A 25,295-nucleotide genomic window follows, 5' to 3' on the forward strand; every position below is an offset into this window, starting at 1 on the left:
TTGCCGGCCAGCGGCCGGCACTACCTACCAGCGCAGCTTGCGCCGCGCCAGCGCCGCAGCCAGCTGATCCATCACCTGCTGCGCCTGTGCCTGCGGCAGATGGTGCAGGGTCAATGCCACATCGCCATGCGCGCCGGCAGTATCCAGCTGCAGGCTGCTGGTGCCCAACAGCTTGTCCAGCGGCGAACGCAGCAGGCGCAGGCCCTGCACCTTGTCCAGTTCGGCCCAGCGCCACCAGCGCTTCCACCAACCGCCACGCACTGCCACGTAGTGCTCGTCCAGGTGCCAGGCCATGCGTGCCATCTGCCGATGAGCGACCAGCAGCGCCACCGGCAGCCACGCCAGCACCAGCAGGCCCCATGGCCCCCAGCGCCAGTACGCGGCTGCGGCCAGCAGGGGTACCAGCAGCAGCGTTCCCAGGCACAGCCGCCACCAGCCACGCTGCGGAATGGAGTGCCATTGCGTCGGCGGCCACTGCAGCTGAGGCAACAGGTGCTGCACCAGCTGCTCGCAGCGCGTCGCCTGGGCCAGTGGTGCCAGCTCGCGCAGGGCGCGGTCCTCATCGCGCGCAGGGCCACCGGCAGCGCTGTCGATGCGCAGCTGGCGCAGGCCGAACCAGCGATGCAGGGTGGTTTCGCGCAGCGTCCAGGCCTGGATGCGGCGACGCGCGACACTGCTGCGGGTGCGGCTGAGCAGACCGGCGGAGACGGTCAGGCGGCGATCCTGCTCGCTGAGGGTAAAGCCGTGATAGCGCAGCAGGGTCAGTACCACCGACAGCACGCGCAGCGCCAGCCAGCCCAGCAGCAGTGCGGCGGCCAGCAGCAGGAAAGCGCCTGCTACGCCGGGGTGCAGGTGGCTGGCGTAACCGAAAGCCTCGCGGCCACCACGTTGGATGGCTTCGTCCATCACCGGCCGCGGCACGGTCTGGAACAGCACGCCGAAGGCGGCAACCGCCAGTGCCCAGCCCCGATTGGAGAGCAGGCCCATGCGCATCACGTCCCAGCTGGACAGGCGCAGCAGGACGTGTTCGGTGTCGGCCACGGTGACCGCAGGCGCGGGGACAGCGTCGGCGGCCTGTGGTGCCTGCCCGCGCTGGCGCACGAGACGTTCCAGCGCCAGCGCCTGGTCCAGCTTCAGCACTCGCATTTCCGCTTCGGGGCGCACGCCGCCGGCCGACTCCAGGCGCAGCTCGGCCACGCCGAACAGCCGGTGCAGCGGATTCTGCCGCACTTCCACGTTGTGGATGCGGGCGAACGGAATCTCGCGCCGGTTGCGCGCAAGCAGACCGCTGCGCACGGTGATCGCATCGCTGCCGATGCGGTAACGGTAGCTGAGGTACTGCAGCACCGAGACCAGGACCAGCGCGGCGATCGCCGACAGTGGGATCAACTGCGCCCACATCGGATCGTGGGCGCCGCGCTGACCGAATACCAGCAGTGCGACCAGCGGCAGGAAGTAGTGGCGCAGCTGCATCAGCAGCACGAACAGCCATGACCACGGGTGCAGGCGGTGGTCCTCGCCACCGGCGCGCAGTGCTGCAGGCAGAGGCGGTGGCAGGCTCACAGGGCGTCAGCGTCCTGGTCGAGCTGGTGCGAAAGGGTGTCGCGCAGACGCTCGGCGTCGGTTTCATCCAGGCCGCTCACGGTTACCGCGCTCATGCGGGTGCCGGCGGTATGCACGATCAGCGTGGCAAGTCCTGCACGGCGTTCCAGCGGGCCCCTGCGCAGGTCCAGGTGTTGTACGCGCGAAATGGGAATACGGGTTTCCAGCTGCCACATCAGGTCTCGCCGCAGGCCCAGGCCCTGTGCGTCCAGCCGCCAACGGGTGCGGACCAGGCGGCGGTGGCTGAGCCATGCGCCACATGCAGCCCCTGCCAGCAGCCCGAGGGCGGCGACCCACGCGCCGCCGGGTAGATCGAAGAACCACCATGCAGCCGCCAGCGGCAGGCCTGGCACAAACAGGCCGCCGAAAGCGCCTTCCAATGCCGCCAGCCGCGCGGCGCGGCGCGGCAGCGACTGCCACGCGTCGGCGGGCGGAGCGGTCAGGGAGATGTCGGTCACGCGGGCTCCGTCAGGTGGCAGGGCGAGCGGTGGCGGCGGTAGCCGCACCGCGCAGACGGTAGCAGGTCGGCTGCGTTACTGGGCAGCCTGGATCAGCGCATCCACGTCCAGCAGATGTCCTGCGCGATCGGCCTTGGTGCGCAGGTAGTGCTCGTTCTCGGCGGTGATCTCGCCGGTGACCGGAATGCAGTCCAGTACCTCGATGCCGGCATTGCGCAGGCGCTGTGCCTTGGTCGGGTTGTTGCTGAGCAGCGCCACGCGCGAAATGCCAAGGCCGTGCAGCATGGCCACCGCACTGCCGTAGCGGCGCTCGTCGGCGCCGAAGCCGAGCTGCGCATCGGCGTCGATGGTGTCCAGGCCGTCGTGCTGGTAGCCGTAGGCACGCATCTTGGCTGCGATGCCGGTGCCACGGCCTTCCTGGTCCAGGTACAGCAACACGCCGCCGCCCAGCTCCTTCAGCTTGCGCAGGCCGCGCCGCAGCTGGTCACCACAGTCGCACTTGAGCGAACCGAACAGGTCGCCGGTCAGGCATGAGGAGTGCACGCGCACCGGCACCACCGCCGACAGGTCCGGTTCGCCGACGATGATCGCGACCTGGTCGCGCTGGGCCACGCCGCCGCGGAACACCGCGAAGGTGGTCATGCCGACGTCGCGCAGCGGCACCGGCGAACGCGCCACCAGTTCGTAGTCGTGGGCTGCATGTGCTGCGCCTTCGGCCAGGTCGCACAGGGCCACCTCGGCGGCACCCTCGAAGGTGCGGTCATCAACGTCCAGGCGTACCGCCACCATCGCCGGCAGCAACAGGCCCAGGCGGGCCAGTTCCACCGCGCCGGCATCGAAGGCATCGCCCGCCGTCCAGCCGTCGGGCATCGGGCCCGGCTCGCGCAGGTAGCCCAGCGAGGGGAGGGCATCGAAGGCAACGCCGGCCAGCGGCAGGCGTGCGCCTTGCGGGGCCTCCACGCCGAGCACGCGGGCGCGGGTGGCGGTCAGGAACAGGTAATGCCGCTCGCGGGCGGCATTGGCGAAGGCAGCGAAGCTGCTGGCCGTGGCGCTGTCCAGCGCGATCACCGCCAGGCGCTGGCCGTGGCCATCGTGGAGCAGCACCGGGCGACCGGCGCGCAGTTCGGCCACCGCGCGCTCACAGCGGATCGCGGCCGGATCGCCGAACAGGGAAGAAGCAGCAGGCATGGCAGGACCGGGGGAGGCGGACATCGCAGTCTCTATGGGGGCGACGGCGTCGTATTCAACGTGGTGCGGCCAGTGGTCGCAGGCGGCCGTCAGTGGGGGTGTTCCTCAGTTGCGTACGGGTCTTCCTCGCCGCTGCCCGGCGGCCGCAACGTATAGCGCTTGTAGGTCCACTGGTACTGCGCCGGGTCGCGGCGGGCGATGCGCTCGATGCCGGCGTTGAGTGCGGTGGCGGCCACCTGCGGGTCCGGGTCGGCCACGGCCGGGTCGGTCGGTTCGATGTGCAGGGCGAATTGCATGTCCGGCCCGATGCGCTCGCACCAGCCGTACAGCACGGTGGCGCCGGTGCGCTCGGCCAGCCGGTTGACCAGGGTCATGGTCAGCGCCTGCACGCCGAAGAACGGCACGAACACGCCGTCGCCGGCCTTGGGCTGCTGGTCGGGCAGGATGCCGGTGGCACCGCCGTCCTTGAGCACCTTGAACAGCTGGCGCACGGCCGGACCCTCGGCGCGCACCTGCTGCACGTTCTGGCCGCCGCGCACCAGCTGCAGGAAGGCATCGCTGGCCTCGTCCTCCGGCGGCTTGTAGACGATGGCGATCTGCCCGCGCGAGGCCAGCCACTGGTTCAGCAGCTCCCAGTTGCCGAAGTGCGGCGCGGCCACGATCACGCCCTTGCCGCTGGCCAGGGCTGCGTCGTACAGGGCCTCGCCGTGGCGCTGCTTCAGATGCAGGCGCAGGTTGTCGGCCGGCCTCTGGCTCCACAGCCGCAGGGTCTCGATGGCCTGCAGGGCGGTCGAGCGCAGCAGATCGCGGTGCAGGCGGTCCCGCGCGGCACTGTCCAGGTCGGGGTAGGCCAGTTCGAGGTTGCGCCGGGTGACACGGCTCTCACGGGCATTGAGACGGATCCAGGCCCACGCCAGGGTGCGCGCGAACGCCCGCAGCAGCGGCCAGGGCAGGCGGGCGAACAGGGTGGTGGCGCGGTGGACCAGCCGGGCTTTGCGTTGCGGATTCATTGGCGCCAGTTTAGCCAAGGGCGCTGCTATCGTGGCCGGCCCTGTTCATTGGAAGCCCAGATGCTCGTCCTGATCCAGCGTGTCAGCCAGGCTGCTGTCCATGTAGATGATGAAACCGTGGGCCAGATCGGACCAGGCCTGCTGGCGCTGGTGGGCATGGAGCCGGGCGATACCGAGGCCCAGCTGCGACGGATGGCCGAGCGCCTGCTGGGCTACCGGGTGTTCGCCGACGAGGCCGGGAAAATGAACCGGTCGCTGCGTGACACCGGCGGCGGCCTGTTGCTGGTCAGCCAGTTCACCCTGGCCGCTGACACCCGTTCGGGCATGCGGCCGAGCTTCACCAGCGCCGCAGCGCCGGAGGAGGCTGAACGCGGGTTCAATCAATTTGTTGAGATCTGCCGTGAAAATCACGCGCCAGGGGTGGAAACAGGCCGGTTTGGTGCCCATATGGTCGTCAGCCTGGTCAATGACGGTCCTGTGACCTTCCTTCTCCGGCCCTGAGCCTGCGGGACCACCGCCCGGCAGGCGGGGCCCCGGGCTGGTATAATGCTACGTTCCCTATTTCCTACCCAGCCGGTGGCGCGAGCACTACATGGCCAACGAACGTCCTGCCCAATCCGAAATCAAGCAACTGATCAGCAAGGGCCTGGAACAGGGCTACCTGACCTACGCCGAAGTCAATGACCATCTGCCGGACGACATGGTCGACCCGGAACAGATCGAAGACATCATCGGCATGATCAACGGCATGGGCATCGATGTCCATGAAGTTGCGCCGGATGTGGAAACCCTGCTTCTCAACGACGGCAACACCGGCAACCGCGAAGTCGATGACACCGCGGCCGAAGAAGCTGCCGCCGCGCTGAGCGCGCTCGACACCGAAGGTGGCCGTACCACCGACCCGGTGCGCATGTACATGCGCGAAATGGGCACCGTCGAGCTGCTGACCCGCGAAGGCGAAATCGCCATTGCCAAGCGCATCGAGGAAGGCCTCTCCCAGGTCCAGGCCGCGCTCGGCCAGTTCCCGGTGTCGGTCGAGTCGCTGCTGAACGACTACGAAGCCCACAAGGAAGGCAAGAAGCGCCTGGCCGAAGTGATCGTCGGGTTCAATGATCTGGTCGACGAAGAGCCGGCGCCGCCGGCGGTCGCTGCCGATGACAGCAGCGATGCCGACGCCGAAGGTGACGAGGACGAGGACGATGATGTCGAGGGTGGCGAGGAAGAAGCCGCACCGACCGGTCCGGACCCGGAGGAAGTCGCCGCGCGCATGCAGGCGCTGAGCGATGCCTTCAATGCGTTCAAGAAGGCCGCGACCAAGGGCGACAAGAAGAACCTGCCGCGCCTGCGCGAAGAGATGTCGGCGGTGTTCGTCACCCTGAAGCTGCCGCTGCCGCTGACCGACGTGCTGACCAAGCAGCTGCGCGACACCATGGCCGACATCAAGTCGCATGAGCGCCGTGTGCTGAACCTGGCCACCGTCACCGCGCGCATGCCGCGCAAGGACTTCATCCGTTCCTGGGAAGGCAACCAGACCAACCTGGAATGGGTGGAAGACGCACTGAAGCGCAAGCAGAAATGGTCGTCGGCCCTGCGCGAAGTGAAGGACCAGATCATTGCCGAACAGCAGGCGACGATCGACATCGAGAAGCTGACCCAGCTGGACCTGGAAGAGCTGAAGGAAATCAGCCGTGCCATGGCCTACGGTGAAGCCAAGGCGCGCAAGGCCAAGAAGGAAATGGTCGAGGCCAACCTGCGCCTGGTGATCTCGATTGCCAAGAAGTACACCAACCGCGGCCTGCAGTTCCTGGACCTGATCCAGGAAGGCAACATCGGCCTGATGAAGGCGGTGGACAAGTTCGAATACCGCCGCGGCTACAAGTTCTCGACCTACGCCACCTGGTGGATCCGCCAGGCGATCACCCGCTCGATCGCCGACCAGGCGCGCACCATCCGTATCCCGGTGCACATGATCGAGACGATCAACAAGTTGAACCGCATTTCCCGCCAGATGCTCCAGCAGTATGGCCGCGAGGCCACGCCGGAGGAGCTGGCCAAGGAAATGGACATGCCGGAAGACAAGATCCGCAAGGTGATGAAGATCGCCAAGGAGCCGATCTCGATGGAAACCCCGATCGGTGACGACGAGGATTCCCATCTGGGCGACTTCATCGAGGACACCAACGTGGAGTCCCCGATCGAGAACACCACCAACATCAACTTGTCTGAAACCGTGCGCGACGTGCTGGCCGGCCTCACCCCGAGGGAAGCCAAGGTGCTGCGCATGCGCTTCGGCATCGACATGAACACCGACCACACGCTGGAAGAGGTCGGCAAGCAGTTCGACGTGACCCGCGAGCGCATCCGCCAGATCGAAGCGAAGGCCCTGCGCAAGCTGCGTCACCCGAGCCGCTCGGAGCAGCTGCGCAGCTTCCTGGATATCGATTGATATCCGGCGATGGCTGATGTGTTGAGAGAAACCCCGCTTCGGCGGGGTTTTTCTTTGCCACCACATCCCTGTAACGCCCCGCCAGTGCTCGGAAGAGCCATATAATTACGTAACAAATAATGTAACAAAGATCCGCGTCGAAGCTGGCGCTTCGTGAATATGTCCATTATTTTCAGGCTCATAGATGCAAGGTCGTGCTTGCAGTCCCGTTTTTTTGATGCTAATTACGTAACAAGCTTCGTATTACGTAATGCACATGCCACGCGCTCAACGCCCACAGGTATTGGATCTGATCGCTCAGCTGGCCCCCGGCCAGCCGCTACCAGCCGCGGCGCTGGCCGAGCGTCTGGGGGTGGACCGGATGGCGCTCAGCCGGCTGGTGGCCGCCAGTGGCCCGCAGGTGGTGCGCATGGGCAGAACGCGGGCAACCGCCTATGCGCTGCGGCGGCCCACCCGGGCAGGCAGCGAATGGCCGCTGTACCGGCTGCGCGAAGATGCGACGCTGGAGGAGCTGGGGCGGGTAATTGCGCTGGTAGGAGGCGGCTTCCATGTCGACGCCGGGCCTGACTGCCCGAACCTGCGACGCGCGCCCGAAGGTGACGTTGCTGCCTTCTTTCCTGACTTACCGTGGTACCTGGATGACCTGCGACCGCAGGGATTTCTTGGTCGCAGCTTCGCCCATGGCCGTGGGCAGGCGCTCGGCCTGCCGAAGGACCTCAAGGGCTGGCAACCGGACGATGTGTTGATGTCCCTGGTAACCGCTGGCGGGACTGAAGCGGGCGATCTGCTGCTCGGTATCGCCGCCGTGGAGGCGGCGATGGATGCGTTGCAGGCGCCGATCGATCGGGTTGCGGCCGACGATCGTCTTGCACAGTATCGCGAGCGTGCGCGTGCTGCGCTGGACGGAGAGGATGTGGGCTTCTCGCCGGGTGGCGAGCAACCCAAGTTCACCGCCACCGTGGAGGTCCACGGCAGGCGCCGCTCGGTGCTGGTCAAGTTCGCGCAGCCCGATGAAGGCGCCGCCGCCCAGCGCTGGAGCGATCTGCTGGTCTGCGAACATCTGGCGCTTGAGGCCCTGCGCCAGTCCGGACAAGCCGCGGCGTCCAGTGAACTGCTGCAGTCGCCCACGCACACCTTCCTGGAAATCGAGCGCTTCGACCGCACGCCCGATCTGCTGGGGCGGCGAGGCCTGGTCTCGCTGCTGTCGCTATCGTCTGCGTTCACCGGCGAGGTCACCCCAGCGTGGCCGGTTGCAGGCGCCGAACTGCGTGATCAAGGCTGGCTGACGGCCGACACCGTGCAGGCGATGGGCCGACGCCACGCGTTCGGGCGGCTGATCGGCAACAGCGACATGCACCACGGCAACATCGCCTTCCACTTCGTTGATCGCGGCCCGCTGCCGTTGGCGCCGGTCTACGACATGCTGCCGATGTCGCTGGCGCCGTCAAAGCTGGGCGTGTTGCGCGCGGACGAGCCGCTGTCGCCGGTCGCACCGCTGGGCAGTGGTGATCTGCAGCATCTGCGCTGGGCGGCACCGGTGGCTGAAGCATTCTGGCAGTGCGTGGCTGTTGACGGGCGGATCCAGTCGCCAGCAATGCGGTCATTGGCGGGGGCGAACGCCGAGCGGGTGCGGGAGATGGGCGCGCGGTTTGGGTGAGCCAGCTGTTGCGCAAGCCTGGGCGCGCGGCGTTGCGCAGCGATGGCTGAGGGTTTTTCAGTGTGTCTTGGCGCCGGCGGGTAGCCGGTTGAGCGCAGGCTCCACTACACTGTGGCGCTGCGCCGGGCCTATAGCTCAACGGTTAGAGCAGGGGACTCATAATCCGTTCCCCTCCCGTTTCATGCTATCCCACAGAATGGCTGAAGCACTTAATACACAGGCGTTTTTGCCGATTGCCGGCGCCTCGCTTTGCTCATTTGTTGCCGCGAGTACGCCGGTTTTTCCGACACGATTACACCAGAATTACCACTTCACTTCTTTCTGAAATCCTGGTGCTGGGACTGGATGGTCGGGGAGTGCTTCATTGAGCCAATCAAAGGTGCGCCCGTTCACCCGCCAACTGTTGTCCTGCACGTCCTTCGCTTCGATGACCACGAGCTCAGTCGTCACCTCGGGCACTGCACTGCGCAAGTGATCAAAAAGGTCGCGCGAGCTGCCGTCATGGCTAGCGAAGTAGACATTTTCAGCGAAGCAGTGGAAGTGAGAAACCTTGCCCAGCTCCTGCTCGAAGCCTGCCAGTTTTTCGTCATTTTTGATGGGTTCGATCACGATCACGGATACGGTCATTTCTTTGCCCACACTTGAAGAGAGGGCAGATCATGATGGTGGTCACATAACCGCGCAAGTCCTTGTTTATTCGCGTTTTCGGCCGTACGATGCGCGGCTATCTATTAAGCGAATTGCGTAGTGCGCTGCTGCTTGATGCGCGCACGCCCTGCGTCGTAACGGCCTCAAGCCGATCCAACCGATCCACCACCTGAGCCAGCAGGGCATTGCTCTGCTGCACCGCCGCCGTTGTCGCCGCCTGCGCCTTGTTGTCCACCACCAGGTCGAACACAGCGCGCGCGAAGTTGTCCGGCAGCGCCTCGATGGTGTCGGCCAGCTCGCCCATGCCGACGCCGCCCTTGTCGAGGTCGCCCACCTTCATGCCGTCGATCAGGCCCGTCACCTGCCCGTAGAGGCTGTTGTAGTCCTGGCCGCTGGCGTAGAGGTTCCGACCGAAGCCCAGCGCCGCCTGTGCGGCCGCCTGCGCCGCGCTGCTGTCGCCACCCGACACAGCCCGCTCCAGCTCCTGCATGGTCTTCTGCAGTTTCTCCTGATCGGCCAGAGGCGACAGGTCGCTGACAGATAGCCCGTAGCTAATGGCTTTCCTGTCCTTGTCGATCTGCGCTTGCAGCTTGCCCATGTTGGTGGCGCGCAGTGCCTCGATCTTGGCCAGGTCCTCAGCGCGCGCACCTGACAGGCCAAGCGCCTTGGCGTAGTCGTTGGCCGACTTCACCTGTTGGCGGTAGGTGCGCTCGATGCTCAGTGCCTGCTGCTGGTAGGCGGTCAGGTCGCCAGTGAGCAGCTGCGTCGACACGTCGGCCATCAGGGTGGAGTAGTTGCCCAGCAGGCCCGACGCCTTGTTGATCTGCGTGGCCAGGTCCGTACCGGCAACGCCGGCCAGGTCCTGGAAGTAGTCCACGGCCTTGTTCACCTTGTCGATCTCCAGGCCGTTGAGGGCGCGGCCCAGCTCGTCGGCATTGCCCACCGCCAGCTCGATGGATGCTCCCAGCGCCGCGAACACGTCTGCCGAGTCGAAATAGCCATCCAACTGCCCACCGAAGCCCGCCGCCCGCACGGCCTCCGTGTAGAGCCGATCCTGCATGCCGGCCAGATACGCCTCCAGCTGCTGCTGGGCCTCGGCCGAATCCGCCGACAACGACAGTTTCCCCAGGCTTACCTTGACCCCGGCCAGCTGCTTGCTCAGGTCCACGCCCAGCTGCTTGGCTAGGTCAGTGGTTGCGCCCCGGATCTGCCGAGCCGCCATGTCGAACGTGCGATCGATGCCCGGATCCAGCGCGCCATACTGGGTCCACTTCTTGTCAGAGCGGAACCAGCCGCCCTTTTGCTTCACGTCCGCGTAGCTCTGGCCGTCCAGTCCACCGAAGCCGTAATCGCCCGTGATGCCTTGACCGGTGATCTTGGGCGCACTGCGCCCGAACGCCTTGCCCAGCAGCGAGCTGCCCGAGAAGATCGCCGCCGTCTTGCGGTTCATGCCTAGCGCACGCCCGATCACGTCCAGCGACATGCTGTCGAGCATGACCGGCGTCAGCAGGCCACCGGAGGCAAAGTGGCCGCGTTTCAGTAGATCGAACTTGTCCTGGTTCTCCAGCCCGAAGCCTTCCTTGTAGGCGCTGCCGGCCATCTGCATACCCATCGCGATCAGAGCCGCATAGGGTGCAAAGGCCGCGACGGCTCCCAGCGCGCCCGTAGCTGCTCCCGCAGCGCCGGCCCCACCGGCAGCGGCCGAGCCGCCTCCCGTCAGTGCAGCCACGTTGTTGCCGAAGCCCATTAGGGTGTTAGGGCCGAAGCCACCCGCCGCGGCTGCGGCGCCAGGGGTGAACCCGATAGCGCTCTGGCCCTTCGACAGCAGGCTCGCAATGTTGGCGGCGTTCTGGCCGCCTGCAGCAGTACCGTTGCCGCCGAAGATCCCCAGGATGCTGTTGAGGCTCAACCCGTTGCCGCTGCCGAGTCCATTGATGCTGTCCATGATGCGCGTCTGAATCGGGAGCACCAGCTTTTGCTCCAGCAGCTGGCGTGCAATGTCGCGCAACCCCTGCCTGGCAATGTCCTTCATGTCGTCCCACATGCCGGACCAATCGCGCAGGCCGCCCGCGACGAAGTTGGCCATAGCGTCGGCGGTGTCGCTGACCAGGTACGTCCCCACATCCGCCCACTGCTGCAGGCTGGCGGCGTACTTGTCCGCGTCGATGCTGGCCTGAGCCGCAGCGCGCGCTTGCGCCATGAGCGAATCGCTGAGGTCGGCGGTGATGCCTGCGCCGGCCGCGTTCGCCTCGTTGATGGCCTCCTGCATGTCCCGCTGGTTCTGCATTTCACGGCGTGCGCGCTCCCGCGCTGGCCCGATGAGGCGCATCATGTCCAGTTCGCCGCTCATGGTGTCCAGCAGCGCCTGCGGCGCCCGCTTGCGCTTGTCCAGCTCGGCGGTGGTCGCCGCAAGTTGAGCCGCTGATTCCTTCTCCAGCGTGTTGAAGGCAGCGCGCGTGATGTTGCCAGCGGCCAGTTCCTTGTTCAGCTCGGCCAGGCGCTGCTTGTGCTTCTGCTCGGCCTCGGCCAGCGGGCCGGCCATCGTGGCGGCCGCCATGTCTGCCTCGGCGGCGTAGCGGCGCAGCTGCTCGGCCAGGCGGTCGTACGCCGCGTTCCCGGTCTTCGCTACGCTTCCCTTGCTCTTTGGCTTGCGTGGCTCGTAGGCATCCGGCGTGGCCGGCAGCAACGCCCATTCGGGCATGCGCTCCGACCCCTCCAGCACAGTGACGCTCGGCCGCTTGGCGGTCTTGGGCTGCATCGCCTTCCAGCCGTTGTCGGCATAGGCAGTGCCTTGTGCGTACTCGTTCTTGAAGCCCTCCCAGCCGCCACCGCCGAACGCGTATTGACCGGTCGCCAGCTTGAACGCTGCGTGGCCTTGCTTCTCCACGCCCACCAGGCCGCCCCGGATACGGTCGAAGAAGTCCACGACGGCGCCGCCGTCCCGCACCGCGTCGGTGACGCCCCGGATGGCACCGGAGAGAGCGTCGGCCGCTTCCTTGGCGAAGTTGCCGTTGACTGCCACCGCGTCGAGCTGGTCGGTGAAGTCCTGCAGGGCAGGCAGGATGCCCGACACCACCTGCACCTTCATGCCTTGCAGAGAAAGCTCTGCCCGGTTCGTCACATCACGCATGCCCAGCATTGCCTGGGTCAGCCGCACGTCGATGATGCTGCCTGCGGCCTCCGCCGCGTTGCCCATGCGGTTGAACTCGGCGCTGTTGTTGCGCAGCAGCGGGATCAGCATCGCCGAATCACTGGCGATGGCCTCCATGTAGCTGGTCAGCTCCGACTGTGAGAGGTTCGCCTTCTCCAGGCTCTTGAAGTACAGGCCCAGGGCGTCGGGGCCAGACAGCTTGCGGAAGCTCTCGACGGTGAGGCCGCTGCCCTTGGCGATGTTGTCGAAGAAGTCTTTCATCTCCCCGCCGCCCGTTTGGGCGTAGTCGCCGATTTTCTCCTGCACGTCCTTGAAAATATCGGCCAGCTTCTCCTGGCTGATACCTACCGTGCGGGCACCTGCGGCCATGCGCTGGAACTCCTGCGACGTGGTGCCGGAGAGCTTGCCCAGCCGGTCGTACTCCACTGCCAACTGCCCAACCTGCTTGGTCCAGGTGAACACAGCCGTGCCAGCAGCAGCGGCAGCGGTGCCAAGCGCCGCGCCCGCCACGGTAGCGACGCGAGTCATGGAGGCGTGGATCTGCGTGGCTTTCTGGCTGGCCAGCCGCTCGGCCTTGGTCATGCCCGTTTCAAACGAACCCGTCTTCATCAGCAGGTCGACGGTGAGGGTATAGAGGCTCATGGGTATCCCGGCCTGAAATTTGAATTCTGTGGAAGCGCGAAGAAAAGGGGGCGCGCGTGTCGAGGGGGGAGGCCTTCCAAGTTTCGACCTCCCCCCTCCCGTTGCCTGGTCACGACGCTGAGGACGCGCATCGCGCTGGTGCCGCCCAGGCTGCCGGTGTTGTCAGGGGCACCGCCGGCTGGCCCCGCCCTTTACTCGGTGTCCGTCACGCCTTCGATGACGGTGAACGCCTTGGGGTAGGCCGATGCCACGTCCAGACGGGTGTGGCAGATGAAACCAACCTCGCCAGTCTCGGCATACAGCTCCTTCAGCAGCTGGATCGACACGGACTCGCGCATGTAGATGGTGAACATCTGGAAGCCGCCCACGTAGATGGCGGCCGCGTTGGTCGCGGTGCCCACCTCTTCGTTGGTCGGGATCTGGCTGGTGGTGAGGAACTTCCAGTTGCTCAGGGCCTCCGGCCGTCGCAGCGGCTGGCCGGTGGTGTCCACAAGCAGGCTCATGGTTTCGTCCTCGCGCGGCGACAGGATCGCCACGTCCGGCACCGGGGCGTTGGCCTCGGTGATGAGGCGACGGGCGCGGATGAACTGGCGCCAGTCGGTGATCGGCCCCCCGTTGGTGCCCATCGGCAGCTTGTTGATACCCGGGATGTTGCGCAGGCCGCGAATCTCCGGCTCGGTGCCGCTGCCCATCAGGGATGCGCGGTCGATCTCCTTGGCGAACGCTTGGGCAATGGCCGTGCGCAGTGCAGCGTCCAGGCCGCCCAGCGAATCGGCCAGCAGCTCGCGGGAAATCTTGAAGCGGAAAGCCAGACTGCGCGGGGTGACCTTGACCGCGCGGAACGCCGGCTCGCTCTCAGCCACCTGGCCGTGTTCCTGGCGCCAGGCTGGGGTGGGGATGGTGTCCACTGCCGCGATGCTGAAGGAGCTGGCCGAGGTATCCAGCACGGCCACGTTGGCGCCTGCGCTGAGAACGGACGAGGCGGGCACCAGGGCGTTGAGGATGCCCGGCATCAGCACGGTCGGCACGGTGTAGCCGCCTGCGGTGTTCGTGCCCTCGCTGAGCGCAGCGCGCACGCCGTCGCTGGTGCGCATGTTGGCAACGCCCCGGATGAAGTCCGACAGGCTCACCTGGTCATCGCCATTGTTGAAGCCGCCGCCGTCCGGGCGCATCGCATTCAGGCGCCGGGCGATGGTTGCCTGGTTCTGCAGGTCCGATGCGGTGAGCAGCGTGCCGATCTGGCGGCCTTCGGTGTCGCGCAGGCGCTCGCCCTCGCTCATGGTGCCCAGCGCGTTGGCTGTGGTCAGGTCCATCTGTTCCTGATGATCCATGCCCGCGCTGATCAAGCTGATCGCGTTGTTGATGTACTCCAACGCATCCATCACGCCGTCGGTGAGGTTTTCGTCCTTCTCCCTGGCGTGGGTCGTCAGCGCATTGGACGCACGGCGCAAGCTGTTGCGATAGGCCAGTGCTTCAGCGCGCGGCAACTGGTCCAGCGGCTTGTCGGTGGTCGGTTCTTCGATGGTGACGCCGAGTTTGCCGAGCTCCGCGCGTGCCGAGAATGCGGCTTTGCGGTTGGCGTGGCGGTCGCGCATCTGCTGGAAATCGTTGTGGTGAGGCATTGGGTGGTCCCTATGTGGGGTCCAGAAACGCACAAGCGCGCCCGGACCATGGTGAAGTGGTCTCAGAGCGCGCTTTGGCGTTGCCTCTGCCGCAGTGTCGGCCCAGTGTCAGGTTTGCCCGTGGGGCAGTCTGTCTTGGACGCGCTCAGTTTATCGCTGTTGTTGCTTGGCAATGCCTGTTTCGTTACGCGGGCTTCAGCGCGCGCCGAATTCGATGTGCCTTCTGTCTGCACGCATCGGTGCAGTAGCGCCGTGGTCGGCCGGTCACCTGGTCGCGGAGCGGTCCGCCACAGACCTCGCACCGAAATTCAAATTCTGCGGAAGCGCGAAGAAAAGGGGGCGCGCGTATCGGGCTGGCAGACGCTTCAACTTTCCGCCTCCCCCTACGGTCCATGTCGATCACCGTATGGCAGGTGGTGAACCTGGTGCATGGGGTGCATCGGGCGCATGGGGTGCGCCCCGTGCAGTTCGCGCCGTTCGGGCCTGAGGCCCTGAAAAGACGTACAGCAAGAGCCGGAAGCAACAGCGCCAAAGCGGTGGAGCCGAACAAAAGAAAACGGGCTCCGCCTGGTAATACTTATAAGGACAGCACGGGGCGCTGTACGAACAGCCTCAAACTGGGCATGACTACAGCACGGGGCGCTGTAGTCATGGATTCCTACCTCATGGGGCGCTGTACGTGGTCCGCGACTACAGCATGGGGCGCTGTAGGGTGCAGCACGGGGCGCTGTACTGTTTGCGTTTTTCATGCCGCCTCAGCCCCTTCACGTTGCAGCACGGGGCGCTGTACCAATTCCGTTTTTGCAGCGCGCGGTTCCTTGCGCTTGCCAGTGCTGCGGACGTAGTCCGGGCGCTCGTGCTTCCAGCTATCGGAAGGCTTCGCGGTGGCCGACACGTCGAGCGGCCTGTCCTTCTTCCAGTCGATGCGGCGCCAGGTGAATGCATAGAGCGTGGCCGCGTTCCGGCCCCCCTGCTTGGTGCGCTCGATGATCCGATAGTGCTCAAGCTCCGCCGCGGCTTTCCTGACGGTGTTCTCGGAGTTCCAATGCGCGTCCTGCATCAGTGCCCAGGATGCGCACAGGTATCCGTTGTTGAAGCCGGTGTACTGACGTGCAAGGTCCTGCACCAGCTTGTGGGCGTAGGGACTGAGCCGCGTGTAGTTCGGATGCCGAAGCAGTGTGTAGGGGATGACGAAGGCCATTCCCCCGTCGATATCCTCCCAGCGGTTCTCCTTCTTGCGCCTAGCCATGGGATGCCTTGGCCGGGCTCTGCAGCAGCTGGCCGACGCTGCGGCCCCAATCCGCCCCAGCGCGCGCCGCGCGCGTCATGATCCATTCGCGCACCCGGGCCTCAGACGGGTTGCCCCTGTGCTGCAGGGCGCAGTCACCGCACAGCACGTAGGGGAGGGAGGCCCAGCCGAACTCCCGCTCCACACGATGGAACGTGCCGAACACCGGCAGCAGCGGCTTGCCGCAGCAGTCGCATGCGATGGGTTCAACCGCAGGACGGCGGCTCATGGCGCGCGCTCCTGTCGGCGGGGTGGGGCGCGATCGATGGCAGCTGCCAGGCGCTCGGCGAGTGCCTGTAGGCGAGCCTCAGACAGTGCGGACAGTGGCGGAGTCCGCACGATGCGGTGTGCAGGGAAGGGGATGATGACGGCGTTCATCCGACCCTCCGCAGCGTGTTGGCGTAGGTGACAAGGCCCAGGACCCGCAGCGCAGCGCGCGGGACCGTGTGCCCCTCGTAGATTCCCGACAGCGCGTAGACGTACAGGCCGGCAGGGCGCACCTGCACGTAGCGGATCAGTGCCTCGCCGTCGATCTCCACGGCATACAGGGCATCGCCCCGGAATTCCGTTACCTCCAGGTCGATCACCAGCACGTCGCCCGGCACGTAGCGCGGGGCGTTCTGGCTGTCGGTCAGTGCGACGGTGGCCCAGCGCGCGGTGTCGGAAAAGTCTGAATGCGCGTCAGGGGTTTGCCCGATTGCGGGCAGGGATGGTTGGTGTACGATGTGGCTCATGGTCAAGTCGTTCCTCGCAAGGGTCCGATGGCTTTCACGGCTCACTCCGGCTGCAACCGGGTGGGCCGTTTCTCTTTCAGCGGGGCAGCGCACGGCTGTCCGCCGTCTCCACAACTGCGGCCTCCAGGTAGGCGTCCAGGTCGGCAGGCCGGTAAAAGCAGCGCTTGCCCACCCGCAGGTATCGGGGGCCGCGCCCCTCACATCGCATCTTGTCCAGCGTGCTCTTGCTGATCCCCAGCACTCGGGCAGCTGCCGCCACATCGAGCCTGATCGCAGGAACCGCATGGGCATGGAGTGTCGATTCTTGCATTGTGTTCTCCGTATTGTTTAGGTGTGCGTTTGTGTTCGCAAAACGAACGCTACACCCAGCGGGTCGGCAATACAAGAGATTTTTTGTGTTAGATTGCGTTCGCTTATCTTGGAAACGCTCTCAATGGAAACAGCTCCGAAAAAACGCGTAGGCCGGCCGCCCAAGGCGGCGTCCGAGAAGGCGGAGACCTTTAGCGTCAGGTTGTTGCCGGAGGTGAGGGCCAAGCTGGAAGAGGCCGCAGAGAAGGCTGGCCGGTCGCTCGCCGCTGAGATTTCCGCGCGGCTGGAGGCATCGTTCACCGGTCCTCTCACATACGTTCTGCTTGATCGTCGAATGCAGGAGCTGCATGAGCTCAATGAGCGGCTGTCGGCTACTCTGACGGTCCAGAGCTACCTGCAGGCGGAGCTGGCCAGCCTGGAGGGGGTCAAGGGGGCAGAGGCTGATGCCAAACGCGTCAACTTGCAGGCGGAGCATGAGGTCCTGGGTTGGGATGCCCAAACAGTCAAAGAGCAAATCACCCGCGTGGAAAGCGAGGCAAAGTCGTTGCTTGACGACCTTGCTCGCAAGGTGTCGCTGACTGCCGAACAAGTTCTAAAGCACCTCCCGGATAGATGAGCGCCTTCACCAAGCTCACCAGGTCGGCGCAGCGCGCGCTGAAGCCCGGCCAGTCGATCAGCGAACACGGGATCACCTACACCCGCACCGCGAACGGCGACGGGCGCTGGTCGGTCAACGTCATGGTGGCCAGGCGTCGGCATCACCAGGTGGTGGGCTTGGAGTCGGAGGGGTACACCCGCACGCAGGCGGAGGACGTGGTGGCCGCACTCAAGGCCGCCAAGCGCAGTGCGTCCCACGGAGTGCAGGGGAGCAAGGGCAACGCCTCGCAGACGGTCGCGCAGGCGGCTGACGATTACCTGGACTATCTCCGCCGGCATGACGGCAAGGACATAGACACCAAGGAGCGGCGGTTCCGCGATCACATCAAGCCCCACCTCGGGCGCCGGCCGGTGGCCAGGCTGACCGATGATGACTGGCTCGCCTACGTGGCCACCCGGAAGGGCGAGGGCGCCAGCCCGGGGACGATCAACCGTGAGCGCTCTGCGCTGCTGCACATGCTCAACACGATGCGGCGTCGGAAGATCCTCAACGCTGCGCCGCTGCTGGCCCGCCAGCGCGAGCCGCAGGGAAAGCTGGTGTACCTGACGCCGGAAGAGTCGCAGCGGCTGCTGCTGGCCGCGCAGGAGGACGTGTCGCCATTGGCGCATCGGTTTGTGATGGTGACGCTCTACACCGGCCTGCGGCACAGCGCAGCGCTCAACCTGCGGGCCGGCGACGTGGACGTGCAGCGCAGGATTCTGTGGATCGGCAAGGACAAGGCTGGCCGGCGCGAGCAGCCCATGCCGCAAGTGCTGGCGCAGTACCTTGGCAAGGTCATCAAAGGAATGGAGGCTGAGGCTTACCTATTCCCATCGCAGCGCGCGGGCAGCGGCCGGGCCTATCAGATGAACGCCGTGTTCGGTCGGTGCGTGCAGCGCGCGGGCATCGCCAAGCATGTGACCCCGCACACGATGCGGCACACCGCCGCGACCAACGCTGCGCATGCTGGGCTCGACGCGGCCACCATCCAAGCTATGGGTGGCTGGAAGACAAGAGCTATGGCCGAAAGGTACACTCACGCGGCTTCGATGCAGGACGCTATGGCGGCCCTACAGAAACAGCTTTCCGGCGACGCGATTACACCGAAATTACAACGGCGACCGCGCAAAACCGCCTGAAACCCTTACAGGGCCTATAGCTCAACGGTTAGAGCAGGGGACTCATAATCCCTTGGTTCCAGGTTCGAATCCTGGTGGGCCCACCAATTGAACGTCCAGCAAAGTCCAGTGACGACGCCCCGATGGCGTCTGGCTGGTGCGTCAGGGGCGCCAAGGGCAGCACCTTGCGGCGATGCCCTTTCATTGTGGTGCCCTCAGGATCGTGGCAGATTCTCGATAGGACCAACGCGACCGGGCGGGGGCGGCTGACAGTTGCCGAAGCACCCGCCACCACCGGGGAACCAGCCGCCGATCCCGCCACCACCGCCAGTGCTGCCACCACCACCACCGCCAGACGGGGGTGTCGAGGCGAAGCTGTCCTCGGTGCCGCCTGACTCTTCTGCCGACTTCCCGCACGGCTTGCTGACGGTGATCATGCTTGAGCCGGTCATCATCATGATTTTTGTTTTGTACATGACGTTGCCGACGAAGGACGTGTTGCGCCATGCATCCGCACCGAACGTCCTTTCAGCGGTCTCATCCAGCTTCTTCAGGAATGCCCGGTTGGGCGCATCTGCGGATGAGGCACCGGCTTGCTTGGCCGCCGCGATATCCTTCAGGTCGACCGATATCGAGAACGGGAGCATTGGAAGAACGGTGCAGGCCAGAGCAACACCGGCAACGGTGAAAGCAGCGGTGGCCAGGACGAATTTACTTGCAGGTTTCATTGCCATCCTTGCGAGTTGTCAACGGGGAACGGGCGGTAATCGGGAACGAACGGGACGCCGGTTCGTTCCTGGTAGAGCTGGTTGAATGTGGCATTCAGACGAAGCGCTTCGGCCTCCCCCTGCATCCGCTCTTCGATAGTGAGCGGTGCAGAGAACATGATTTCCCTGCCAAGCGCGGCGGAAGGGTCTGCGCGCATCTCCAGGACGCGCGAAACCGCGTATGCGTTGATGTTTCCCGCTCGACCGGTGGATGCGAAATGAGTCGCAAGCAGTTGCAGTGCAAAGTAGTTGCCGTCCACTGCGGACGACATCATCCGGTCCAAGGCGGTTCGATCGGGCAGCTTTCGCGAGTCCAGCATGGTGCGCGCAAGCTTGTCGCCGCCGTGGGCGGCTTGTTCCAGCAACGCATCGGGCGCGCTGGAATAGGAAGCCCACTGCGCGGTATTCGGATAGCCGTGTTCATCCAGCCAGCGTTGCTCCTCGCGGCTACGCCCATCAAATGGATCATCGTCCTTGGGTTCCATTCCATCGCGATTCTGCGGAACACCAGGAAACAGCATGCTCGTGCTGTTGGCAGGCCGTAACGCGGGTGACGCAGCCGAGGGTGTCGGCGCAGAAGGATCCTTGCGCTGCCCGCCCGCCTGTTCAACGTTCGGTGCCGTTTGCGAGGACTGTGGCGTGGGGCGAAGGAGGAGAAGGGCCGCCACCGCTCCCGTGGCGAGTACGGCAACGACGAGTGCTGCAGCGAATTTCTGCGATGAACTTCTGTATTCCATGAGGGTGGTGCAGTTTCCTTGCGATTAACACTGGGTCGGGTAGGCGACGCAACGACGTTGGAGCTGCTCGCGCAACTGAAACGGAGTGCATGCAAGTCCCCAGAGATGGACTCGATCGTCTTGTGCACATCTGCATCGCCCGCAGAGAACGGAAAAGTGGTGCAGCCTCCCCCGGTCCGCCTTGGTTCGTATTCAGTCCTTGTTTACGTTCTGGTCCGTCACGCGCTTCGGACCCGGTGCCGGGCGACCCGTTGCACATCACCGACGACTGGTCACGACCAGAGCTCCGGGCACCGCCACAGGCCTATTGGAGCGAGTGCCGCGCCTTTGTTGCGGCGCAGGGAATCCGCTTGCCGCTCTCTCCGGGCTGAGGCCTGCGCAGCCGGCGAAGGTGCAGCAGTGTCGATCACCGCACTCTGTGCCGAATGACACATGCCCCGCCATTTCTGCTGGCGGGAAGATGGCGGCATCCCGAAGTGGAGTGATCTGATGCCTGGTACGCTCAGTCGTCGCGCCTTCCTGGCCAACGCTGCTGCCGTTCCGGCGGCCACGCTCATGGCCACCGGCGTTGCTGCGGTGGCGCAGCCAACCGTCACCACCGGGAGCCTGATCGACGCGGAACGCGGCGTGGTCCGCTCGGCCATGGACGGCAGCGGCATCGGTGCCGCTGCCGTCTGCCTGGTCGAAGGCGGGCAGGTGCGCTGGACTGAAGGCTTCGGTCACGTATCAGGCCAGGGCAGCGCGGCCGTAGACGCCAGCACGATGTTCAGCATCCAGTCCACCTCGAAGAATTTCGCTGCGGTGGCGGTGCTGTTGGCCGTGCAGGACGGCATCCTTGATCTGGACGTGCCCATTACCCGCTATCTGCCGTCGTTCACGGTGCGCAGCCGCTTCGAGCATGCTCCACAGGAGCGCATCAGCCTGCGCCTGCTGCTTGCCAATCGCGCGGGATTCACGCACGAGGCGCCACTGGGCAACAACTACGAACCGGCGTCGCCGGGCTTTGATGCGCACGTCCGCAGCATCTCGCAGACATGGCTGCGCTTTCCAGTGGGTACGCGCTATCGCTACTCCAACCTGGGCTTCGACCTTGCCGGTCATGTCATTGAGCAGGTTGCGGGCATCAGCTATCCGGCCTGGCTGCAGCGCCGGATCTTCGAGCCGCTGGGAATGCACGACAGTACGGCCGATGCCTCGATCTACCTGGCAAGCAAGGGGCGGGCACTGGGAACCCAGGAAGGCCATGCGCAGGTACCGCCGGTGACGCCGCTGGTGGTGTCGGGAGGCGTCTGGACCAGTGCCGCCGACATGGCGAAGTATCTTGGCTTCCTGCTCGGTGGCGGTCGATCCGGTGCGCAGCAACTGCTCGAGCCTCACCTTTGGGACGAGATGCATGGTTTCGGCCTGGGCGGTGACTACGGGCTCGGTGTCATGCGCAGCGAACGCCTCTACGGCAGTACATCGGTGAGGCTGCTGCACCACCGCGGCGGGGGCTTCGGGTTCGGGTGCGTGTTCACCTACTGCAGGCAGGCAAACGCTGGATTTGCCGCGATGTTCAATCGCGCGACGTCTGCGGGGTACGGCATTGGCGAGCGTCTGCTCGATCAGCTGTTGTCGGCGCGTTTCGGGCCTCGTCAGCCGCGTGTGCCCCTGTCTTCCCTGGCGCCGATCAGGTTGAACCAGGACCAGGTGCAGCGGATGGCGGGAAGCTGGATCGGGCGCAGCGGCAAGGCGAAGATCGTGGTTGCCGGAAGCGGTGAACTGCAACTGCATCGTGGGGCGCAAGCTGTGGGCGGCCGTTTTGCGGCCATCGACGGCGACCAACTGTTCACCGTGGACACCGATGGAGAAGTTGCGACGTACCGCTACCATGCGGCGACGGACATGCTGCCGGCGCACCTGGAATGCAGCAACGGCGAGGACGGCCTGGACCAGAACGATCCCATCGATGGGCCCACGGGGCCGCAGGCGCCCCATTGGCAACCCTGGCTGGGGCGCTATCGCATCGACCAGTGGGGAAAACCGTCGATGTCCGTTGTGCTGGAGCAGCGACAGGGCTGGCTGTACATCGATGGCATCCGCCTGGTCACCGAAGTGGAGCCAGGCTTGTTGTTCACCAGCGATGGCGAAGCGGTGGATTTCCGCAGCTCCCAGCCGACATGGCGAAACCTGCGTCTGCAGCGCGTCCCGCCCGTGGGCCAGGGGTGATGGCGGCATGCAGCCTGCTTATCCGCGCCGCCCACGCCCATCAATGCTGTAGCGCCCGGCTCCGGTGCAGGCCAGCAGCAGGAAGCCACCGGCCAGGCCCAGGTTCTTCAGGAACATGATCTGCTGGGTCTGATCGGCGAAGTTGTGGTGGAAGATGAAAGCGGTGACCAGGCTGAAACCTGCCAGTACGACCGCCACCAGCCGGGTCTGGAAGCCGAGCAGGATGCACAGGCCGCTGCCGATTTCGAAAGCGATGGTCGGCCAGAGCAGGATGCCGGGAACTCCCATTGCCTCCATGTAGCCCTGGGTACCACTGAGATCACCGAGCTTGCCCAGCCCGGAGACCAGGAACAGGGCCATCAGCAGGATGCGTGCAAGCAGGTAGGCGAGCGAATGCGATGAAGTGCTCACGTCGAGGTCCTCGGAGATGGCCGACGCAGGCGATCGGAGCCCACCGGCGGTGAAGCCCGTGTCTACGCGCCGGGCAGGGCGCCTTGACAGCTGCCGCGCTGCAGTAGACCTTTCCCGCATGACGATCGATATTGAATCGCTCAGCCTTCGCGAGCTGGGTGCCCTGGTGGTTGCCGCTGAACGGCGGAAACAGCTGATTTCCAGCCGCCGTCCGGCCAGTGCGGTGCGCCGGATGCTGAAGGCCGCCGCCGCCGAAGCCGGATACACCATCGAAGAACTCTTTGGCGGCCAAGCCTCGGAAACACCTGCGCCCGCCCGCAAACCCGCCCGCCGTAAATCCGGCAAAGTCGCGCCCAAGTATCGCGACCCGGAATACAAGCGCCTGACCTGGACCGGTCGCGGGCGCATGCCGCGCTGGTTGGCGTCCAAGGTGTCGATGGGCCACAAGGTCACCGATTTCCTGATTCCTGGCTTGGCCAGGCCGACCGCTGGCAAGACCAGCACCATCGGCAAGCGGACCGTCATCAAGAAGGGATGAGGCTGCAGCACTGCTACCCTGCCTAGGTCTTTCAACCAAGGAGCACGGGATGGCACACGAGAGTGGCATGATGATCACGCCGAAAGTCCTGCACGCCGCGGCAGGCGCGGCCGTGCTGGTCAGCCTGCTGGCCTGGGCGGTGGAATGGAGCGGGATGGCCTATGTCTGCCCGTACTGCCGCGTGCAGCGCACGGTCATCGGCGTGCTCGGCCTGCTCACGCTGTTCGCGCGCCCGGGGAGCCTCATCGTGCCCTGGTTGTCGTACACAGCCGGTGGCTTCGCGTTCGTGGTCGCAGCGATGCAGCACTTCAACGGCTGGAAGCGCATTTCCGCCGGTGATTTCAGTTTCAACGCGCAGTGGTACATCGATCCGTGGCTGCTGTCCGGCTGCGCGATGCTGATCCTGGTGGCGCAGCTGATGCTGGTGCAGGCCGCCTGCCGGCGCAGCTTGCGCTGAGTATTTCCACGCATGGCGCGGAACTACCCGTTCTGGAATACCGCCAGCTGCGCAGCAAACGCGCGCTGATAGGCGGGACGCTGCGTTGCCCGTGCCACATAGGCCACCAGCAGCGGATACTCGTCAAGCAGCCCGCTGCTCTTCAGGCGCAGCAGCACCGAAACCATCATCAGGTCGCCCACGCTGAAATCGCCGTCCAGCCACGGCGCGTTGGCCAGCCATGTTGACAGTTGCGCCAATCGCGCCCGAACCCGCTCATCCAGCATCGGCAGCCGCTGTGCGTACCACGGCTGCTCGCGCTCCAGCACCCAGGCCATGGAGCGCTCGACAATCGGCGGCTCTACCGTGTTCAGTGCGGCAAACAGCCACATGACCGCGCGCATGCGGGCATCCGGATCAACCGGGAGCAGGCCGGAATGTTGTTCGGCCAGGTGCAGGACGATCGCGCCGGATTCAAACAGGACCTGGTGGCCCTCCTGCCAGGTGGGAATCTGCCCGAACGGATTGCGTGCCAGGTGCGCGGGCTGCTTCAGCTCGGCAAAGCTGAGCAGCTGCACGTCATAGGGCACGTCCAGCTCTTCCAGCGCCCAGCGAACGCGCATGTCACGGGCCAGGCCCTGGCCGCGGTCGGGAGAGGTGGCGAAGGCGGTGAGGATGGCGGTCATGGCAGCAGTCCGCGTGGTGAGGGAAGGGCTTTGATGATCTGACGAGCGGGCGTCCCGGAAATCGACATCGATGGCGGCGCCCTGCACGTCACCTGCACGCGTCCTGCACGCACGTACCGCCGCCGATCCATCAGTCTGCCGGGGTCATCCGCAGAGACAGGTAGCAGGCATGAATACCCCCGGAAAACCGAAGCCCAGTTGGCGCCAGAGAAACGTACTGATGGGAGCGCTCGCCGCGGTCGTGGTGATCGTGCTGATCATCCTGTTCGTTCCCTGGTGAGGCTGGCCAGCACCGCTCGATGTGAGCCACGCGCCACTGTGGCGTGAAGCAGTCAGTGCGGGTTGGGTGAAGTGATGTGCATATCAATCGCTGCTCACCCGCGAACCACACGAGCATGTCCACAGTGGATCCGCAGGCAGCGCAGTCGAGGCTGCTTTTCTCCCCCTGAAACGAAGATACAGGAGCAAGGCCATGAGCACCCAGTCCACCATCGAACACCGCCTCAACGACCTGATCGAGATCGCCCGCGACGGCAAGTCGTTTTACGAAGAGGCCGCAACCAAGGTGAAGGATGCCGAGCTGTCGGCCTTGTTCACCCGTATCGCCGGCGTCAAGGGCCGCATCGTCGCGGCGCTGAGCGGTTCGGTGGCTGCCAGCGGCGGCAAGCCGGCCGAGCATGGCACCGTGGTGGGTTCGATGCAGCAGTTCTACGGCAAGGTCCGCGCCGCGTTCGGAGATACCAACTATGGCTACGTGGCCGAGCTGGAAGAGTCCGAGGATCGCCTGCTGGGCGCGTTCAAGGATGTGCTGAAGGACAATGAACTGCCGCCGGCGGTGCGCCAGGAAGTCACTCAGCTGTTGCCCGAAGTGCAGGAGTGCCACAACGTGATGCGCGCGCGCAAGCATGCGATGAAGGCGGCCTGACGATCAGCGGCGGCCCACTCCCCAGGGGCGCCGCGGCCGGGGCGGCACCGCTGCCCCGGCCACCCTGAACCGGTCGC

Annotated in this window: 24 protein-coding genes and 1 tRNA gene; 10 read left to right on the forward strand and 15 right to left on the reverse strand. The window is 65.4% G+C overall.

The window, feature by feature from the left end; translation table 11 throughout:
• Nucleotides 1–24: 24 nt before the first annotated feature.
• From AC5P65_RS02050 to AC5P65_RS02065, 4 genes are all read right to left on the reverse strand, one after another.
• Nucleotides 25–1,563 (reverse strand): PH domain-containing protein, encoded by a 1,539-nt coding sequence (locus tag AC5P65_RS02050; RefSeq protein ID WP_111098727.1) that lies wholly within the window; start codon nt 1,561–1,563, stop codon nt 25–27.
• Nucleotides 1,560–2,060 carry a PH domain-containing protein gene (locus AC5P65_RS02055; RefSeq protein WP_021203244.1) on the reverse strand — a complete coding sequence of 167 codons (501 nt, stop codon included), beginning with the start codon at nt 2,058–2,060 and terminating at the stop codon, nt 1,560–1,562. Before AC5P65_RS02055 ends, AC5P65_RS02050 begins: the two co-directional genes overlap by 4 nt.
• Before the next feature lie 75 nt (nt 2,061–2,135).
• Nucleotides 2,136–3,272, reverse strand: coding sequence for a GTP cyclohydrolase II RibA (ribA, locus tag AC5P65_RS02060; RefSeq protein ID WP_019660771.1), 1,137 nt, complete (start codon nt 3,270–3,272; stop codon nt 2,136–2,138).
• Between the two features lie 65 nt (nt 3,273–3,337).
• Nucleotides 3,338–4,258, reverse strand: a complete 921-nt coding sequence (locus tag AC5P65_RS02065; RefSeq protein ID WP_019660770.1) for a lauroyl acyltransferase — start codon at nt 4,256–4,258, stop codon at nt 3,338–3,340.
• 60 nt (nt 4,259–4,318) lie between these two features.
• Here AC5P65_RS02065 and dtd point away from each other — a divergent pair, with 60 nt between their 5' ends.
• From dtd to yjjJ, 3 genes are all read left to right on the forward strand, one after another.
• Nucleotides 4,319–4,759, forward strand: coding sequence for a D-aminoacyl-tRNA deacylase (dtd, locus tag AC5P65_RS02070; protein WP_019660769.1), 441 nt, complete (start codon nt 4,319–4,321; stop codon nt 4,757–4,759).
• A gap of 91 nt (nt 4,760–4,850) precedes the next feature.
• Nucleotides 4,851–6,704 (forward strand): RNA polymerase sigma factor RpoD, encoded by a 1,854-nt coding sequence (rpoD, locus tag AC5P65_RS02075; protein ID WP_019660768.1) that lies wholly within the window; start codon nt 4,851–4,853, stop codon nt 6,702–6,704.
• A gap of 283 nt (nt 6,705–6,987) precedes the next feature.
• Nucleotides 6,988–8,361 (forward strand): type II toxin-antitoxin system HipA family toxin YjjJ, encoded by a 1,374-nt coding sequence (gene yjjJ, locus AC5P65_RS02080; protein WP_227853019.1) that lies wholly within the window; start codon nt 6,988–6,990, stop codon nt 8,359–8,361.
• Nucleotides 8,362–8,664: 303 nt separating this feature from the next.
• Here the strand turns inward: yjjJ and AC5P65_RS02085 are convergent, their stop codons facing one another.
• The 7 genes from AC5P65_RS02085 to AC5P65_RS02115 form a co-directional block, all read right to left on the reverse strand.
• On the reverse strand, nt 8,665–8,976 hold the full coding sequence (locus tag AC5P65_RS02085) for a hypothetical protein (RefSeq protein WP_495215400.1): 312 nt from the start codon (nt 8,974–8,976) through the stop codon (nt 8,665–8,667).
• 109 nt (nt 8,977–9,085) lie between these two features.
• Entirely contained in the window at nt 9,086–12,802 is a 3,717-nt protein-coding gene (locus AC5P65_RS02090; RefSeq protein ID WP_495215401.1) for a phage tail protein, read from the reverse strand.
• A gap of 191 nt (nt 12,803–12,993) precedes the next feature.
• Entirely contained in the window at nt 12,994–14,424 is a 1,431-nt protein-coding gene (locus AC5P65_RS02095) for a phage major capsid protein (RefSeq protein ID WP_049417691.1), read from the reverse strand.
• A gap of 745 nt (nt 14,425–15,169) precedes the next feature.
• Nucleotides 15,170–15,673 carry a hypothetical protein gene (locus AC5P65_RS02100; RefSeq protein WP_495215402.1) on the reverse strand — a complete coding sequence of 168 codons (504 nt, stop codon included), beginning with the start codon at nt 15,671–15,673 and terminating at the stop codon, nt 15,170–15,172.
• Nucleotides 15,666–15,941: a hypothetical protein gene (locus AC5P65_RS02105; protein ID WP_495215403.1), complete on the reverse strand. Its 276-nt coding sequence runs from the start codon at nt 15,939–15,941 to the stop codon at nt 15,666–15,668. The genes AC5P65_RS02100 and AC5P65_RS02105 overlap by 8 nt, the downstream gene beginning before the upstream one ends.
• Nucleotides 15,942–16,086: 145 nt before the next feature.
• Nucleotides 16,087–16,446 (reverse strand): S24 family peptidase, encoded by a 360-nt coding sequence (locus AC5P65_RS02110; protein WP_495215404.1) that lies wholly within the window; start codon nt 16,444–16,446, stop codon nt 16,087–16,089.
• 76 nt (nt 16,447–16,522) lie between these two features.
• Complete coding sequence (locus AC5P65_RS02115; RefSeq protein ID WP_495215405.1) at nt 16,523–16,756, reverse strand: helix-turn-helix transcriptional regulator; 234 nt, start codon at nt 16,754–16,756, stop codon at nt 16,523–16,525.
• A gap of 123 nt (nt 16,757–16,879) precedes the next feature.
• Between AC5P65_RS02115 and AC5P65_RS02120 the strand changes: the two genes are divergently transcribed.
• From AC5P65_RS02120 to AC5P65_RS02130, 3 genes are all read left to right on the forward strand, one after another.
• Nucleotides 16,880–17,371: an Arc family DNA-binding protein gene (locus AC5P65_RS02120; protein ID WP_495215406.1), complete on the forward strand. Its 492-nt coding sequence runs from the start codon at nt 16,880–16,882 to the stop codon at nt 17,369–17,371.
• On the forward strand, nt 17,368–18,531 hold the full coding sequence (locus tag AC5P65_RS02125) for a tyrosine-type recombinase/integrase (RefSeq protein ID WP_495215407.1): 1,164 nt from the start codon (nt 17,368–17,370) through the stop codon (nt 18,529–18,531). The genes AC5P65_RS02120 and AC5P65_RS02125 overlap by 4 nt, the downstream gene beginning before the upstream one ends.
• A 10-nt stretch (nt 18,532–18,541) precedes the next feature.
• Nucleotides 18,542–18,617 (forward strand) — tRNA-Ile (locus tag AC5P65_RS02130).
• 108 nt (nt 18,618–18,725) lie between these two features.
• Here AC5P65_RS02130 and AC5P65_RS02135 read toward each other — a convergent pair.
• Nucleotides 18,726–19,238 (reverse strand): hypothetical protein, encoded by a 513-nt coding sequence (locus tag AC5P65_RS02135; protein ID WP_146256811.1) that lies wholly within the window; start codon nt 19,236–19,238, stop codon nt 18,726–18,728.
• Nucleotides 19,235–19,762 carry a hypothetical protein gene (locus AC5P65_RS02140; protein ID WP_019660765.1) on the reverse strand — a complete coding sequence of 176 codons (528 nt, stop codon included), beginning with the start codon at nt 19,760–19,762 and terminating at the stop codon, nt 19,235–19,237. Before AC5P65_RS02140 ends, AC5P65_RS02135 begins: the two co-directional genes overlap by 4 nt.
• Nucleotides 19,763–20,569: 807 nt before the next feature.
• Here AC5P65_RS02140 and AC5P65_RS02145 point away from each other — a divergent pair.
• Nucleotides 20,570–22,222, forward strand: a complete 1,653-nt coding sequence (locus AC5P65_RS02145; protein WP_495215408.1) for a serine hydrolase domain-containing protein — start codon at nt 20,570–20,572, stop codon at nt 22,220–22,222.
• A gap of 18 nt (nt 22,223–22,240) precedes the next feature.
• On the opposite strand, the gene AC5P65_RS02150 is transcribed toward AC5P65_RS02145, so the two are convergent.
• Nucleotides 22,241–22,633 (reverse strand): DoxX family protein, encoded by a 393-nt coding sequence (locus AC5P65_RS02150; RefSeq protein WP_019660763.1) that lies wholly within the window; start codon nt 22,631–22,633, stop codon nt 22,241–22,243.
• A gap of 118 nt (nt 22,634–22,751) precedes the next feature.
• Here AC5P65_RS02150 and AC5P65_RS02155 point away from each other — a divergent pair, with 118 nt between their 5' ends.
• Both AC5P65_RS02155 and AC5P65_RS02160 read left to right on the forward strand, forming a co-directional pair.
• Nucleotides 22,752–23,171, forward strand: a complete 420-nt coding sequence (locus tag AC5P65_RS02155; protein ID WP_019660762.1) for an H-NS histone family protein — start codon at nt 22,752–22,754, stop codon at nt 23,169–23,171.
• A 49-nt stretch (nt 23,172–23,220) separates the two neighbouring features.
• Complete coding sequence (locus tag AC5P65_RS02160) at nt 23,221–23,628, forward strand: hypothetical protein (protein WP_019660761.1); 408 nt, start codon at nt 23,221–23,223, stop codon at nt 23,626–23,628.
• Between the two features lie 23 nt (nt 23,629–23,651).
• Here AC5P65_RS02160 and AC5P65_RS02165 read toward each other — a convergent pair whose 3' ends face one another.
• Entirely contained in the window at nt 23,652–24,293 is a 642-nt protein-coding gene (locus AC5P65_RS02165) for a glutathione S-transferase family protein (RefSeq protein ID WP_058978725.1), read from the reverse strand.
• 472 nt (nt 24,294–24,765) lie between these two features.
• On the opposite strand from AC5P65_RS02165, the gene AC5P65_RS02170 reads away from it, so the two are divergent.
• Nucleotides 24,766–25,218, forward strand: a complete 453-nt coding sequence (locus AC5P65_RS02170) for a PA2169 family four-helix-bundle protein (RefSeq protein ID WP_005419568.1) — start codon at nt 24,766–24,768, stop codon at nt 25,216–25,218.
• Nucleotides 25,219–25,295: the final 77 nt, after the last annotated feature.

It is taken from the genome of Stenotrophomonas sp. YJH_SMC_48-3, from assembly GCF_059369375.1.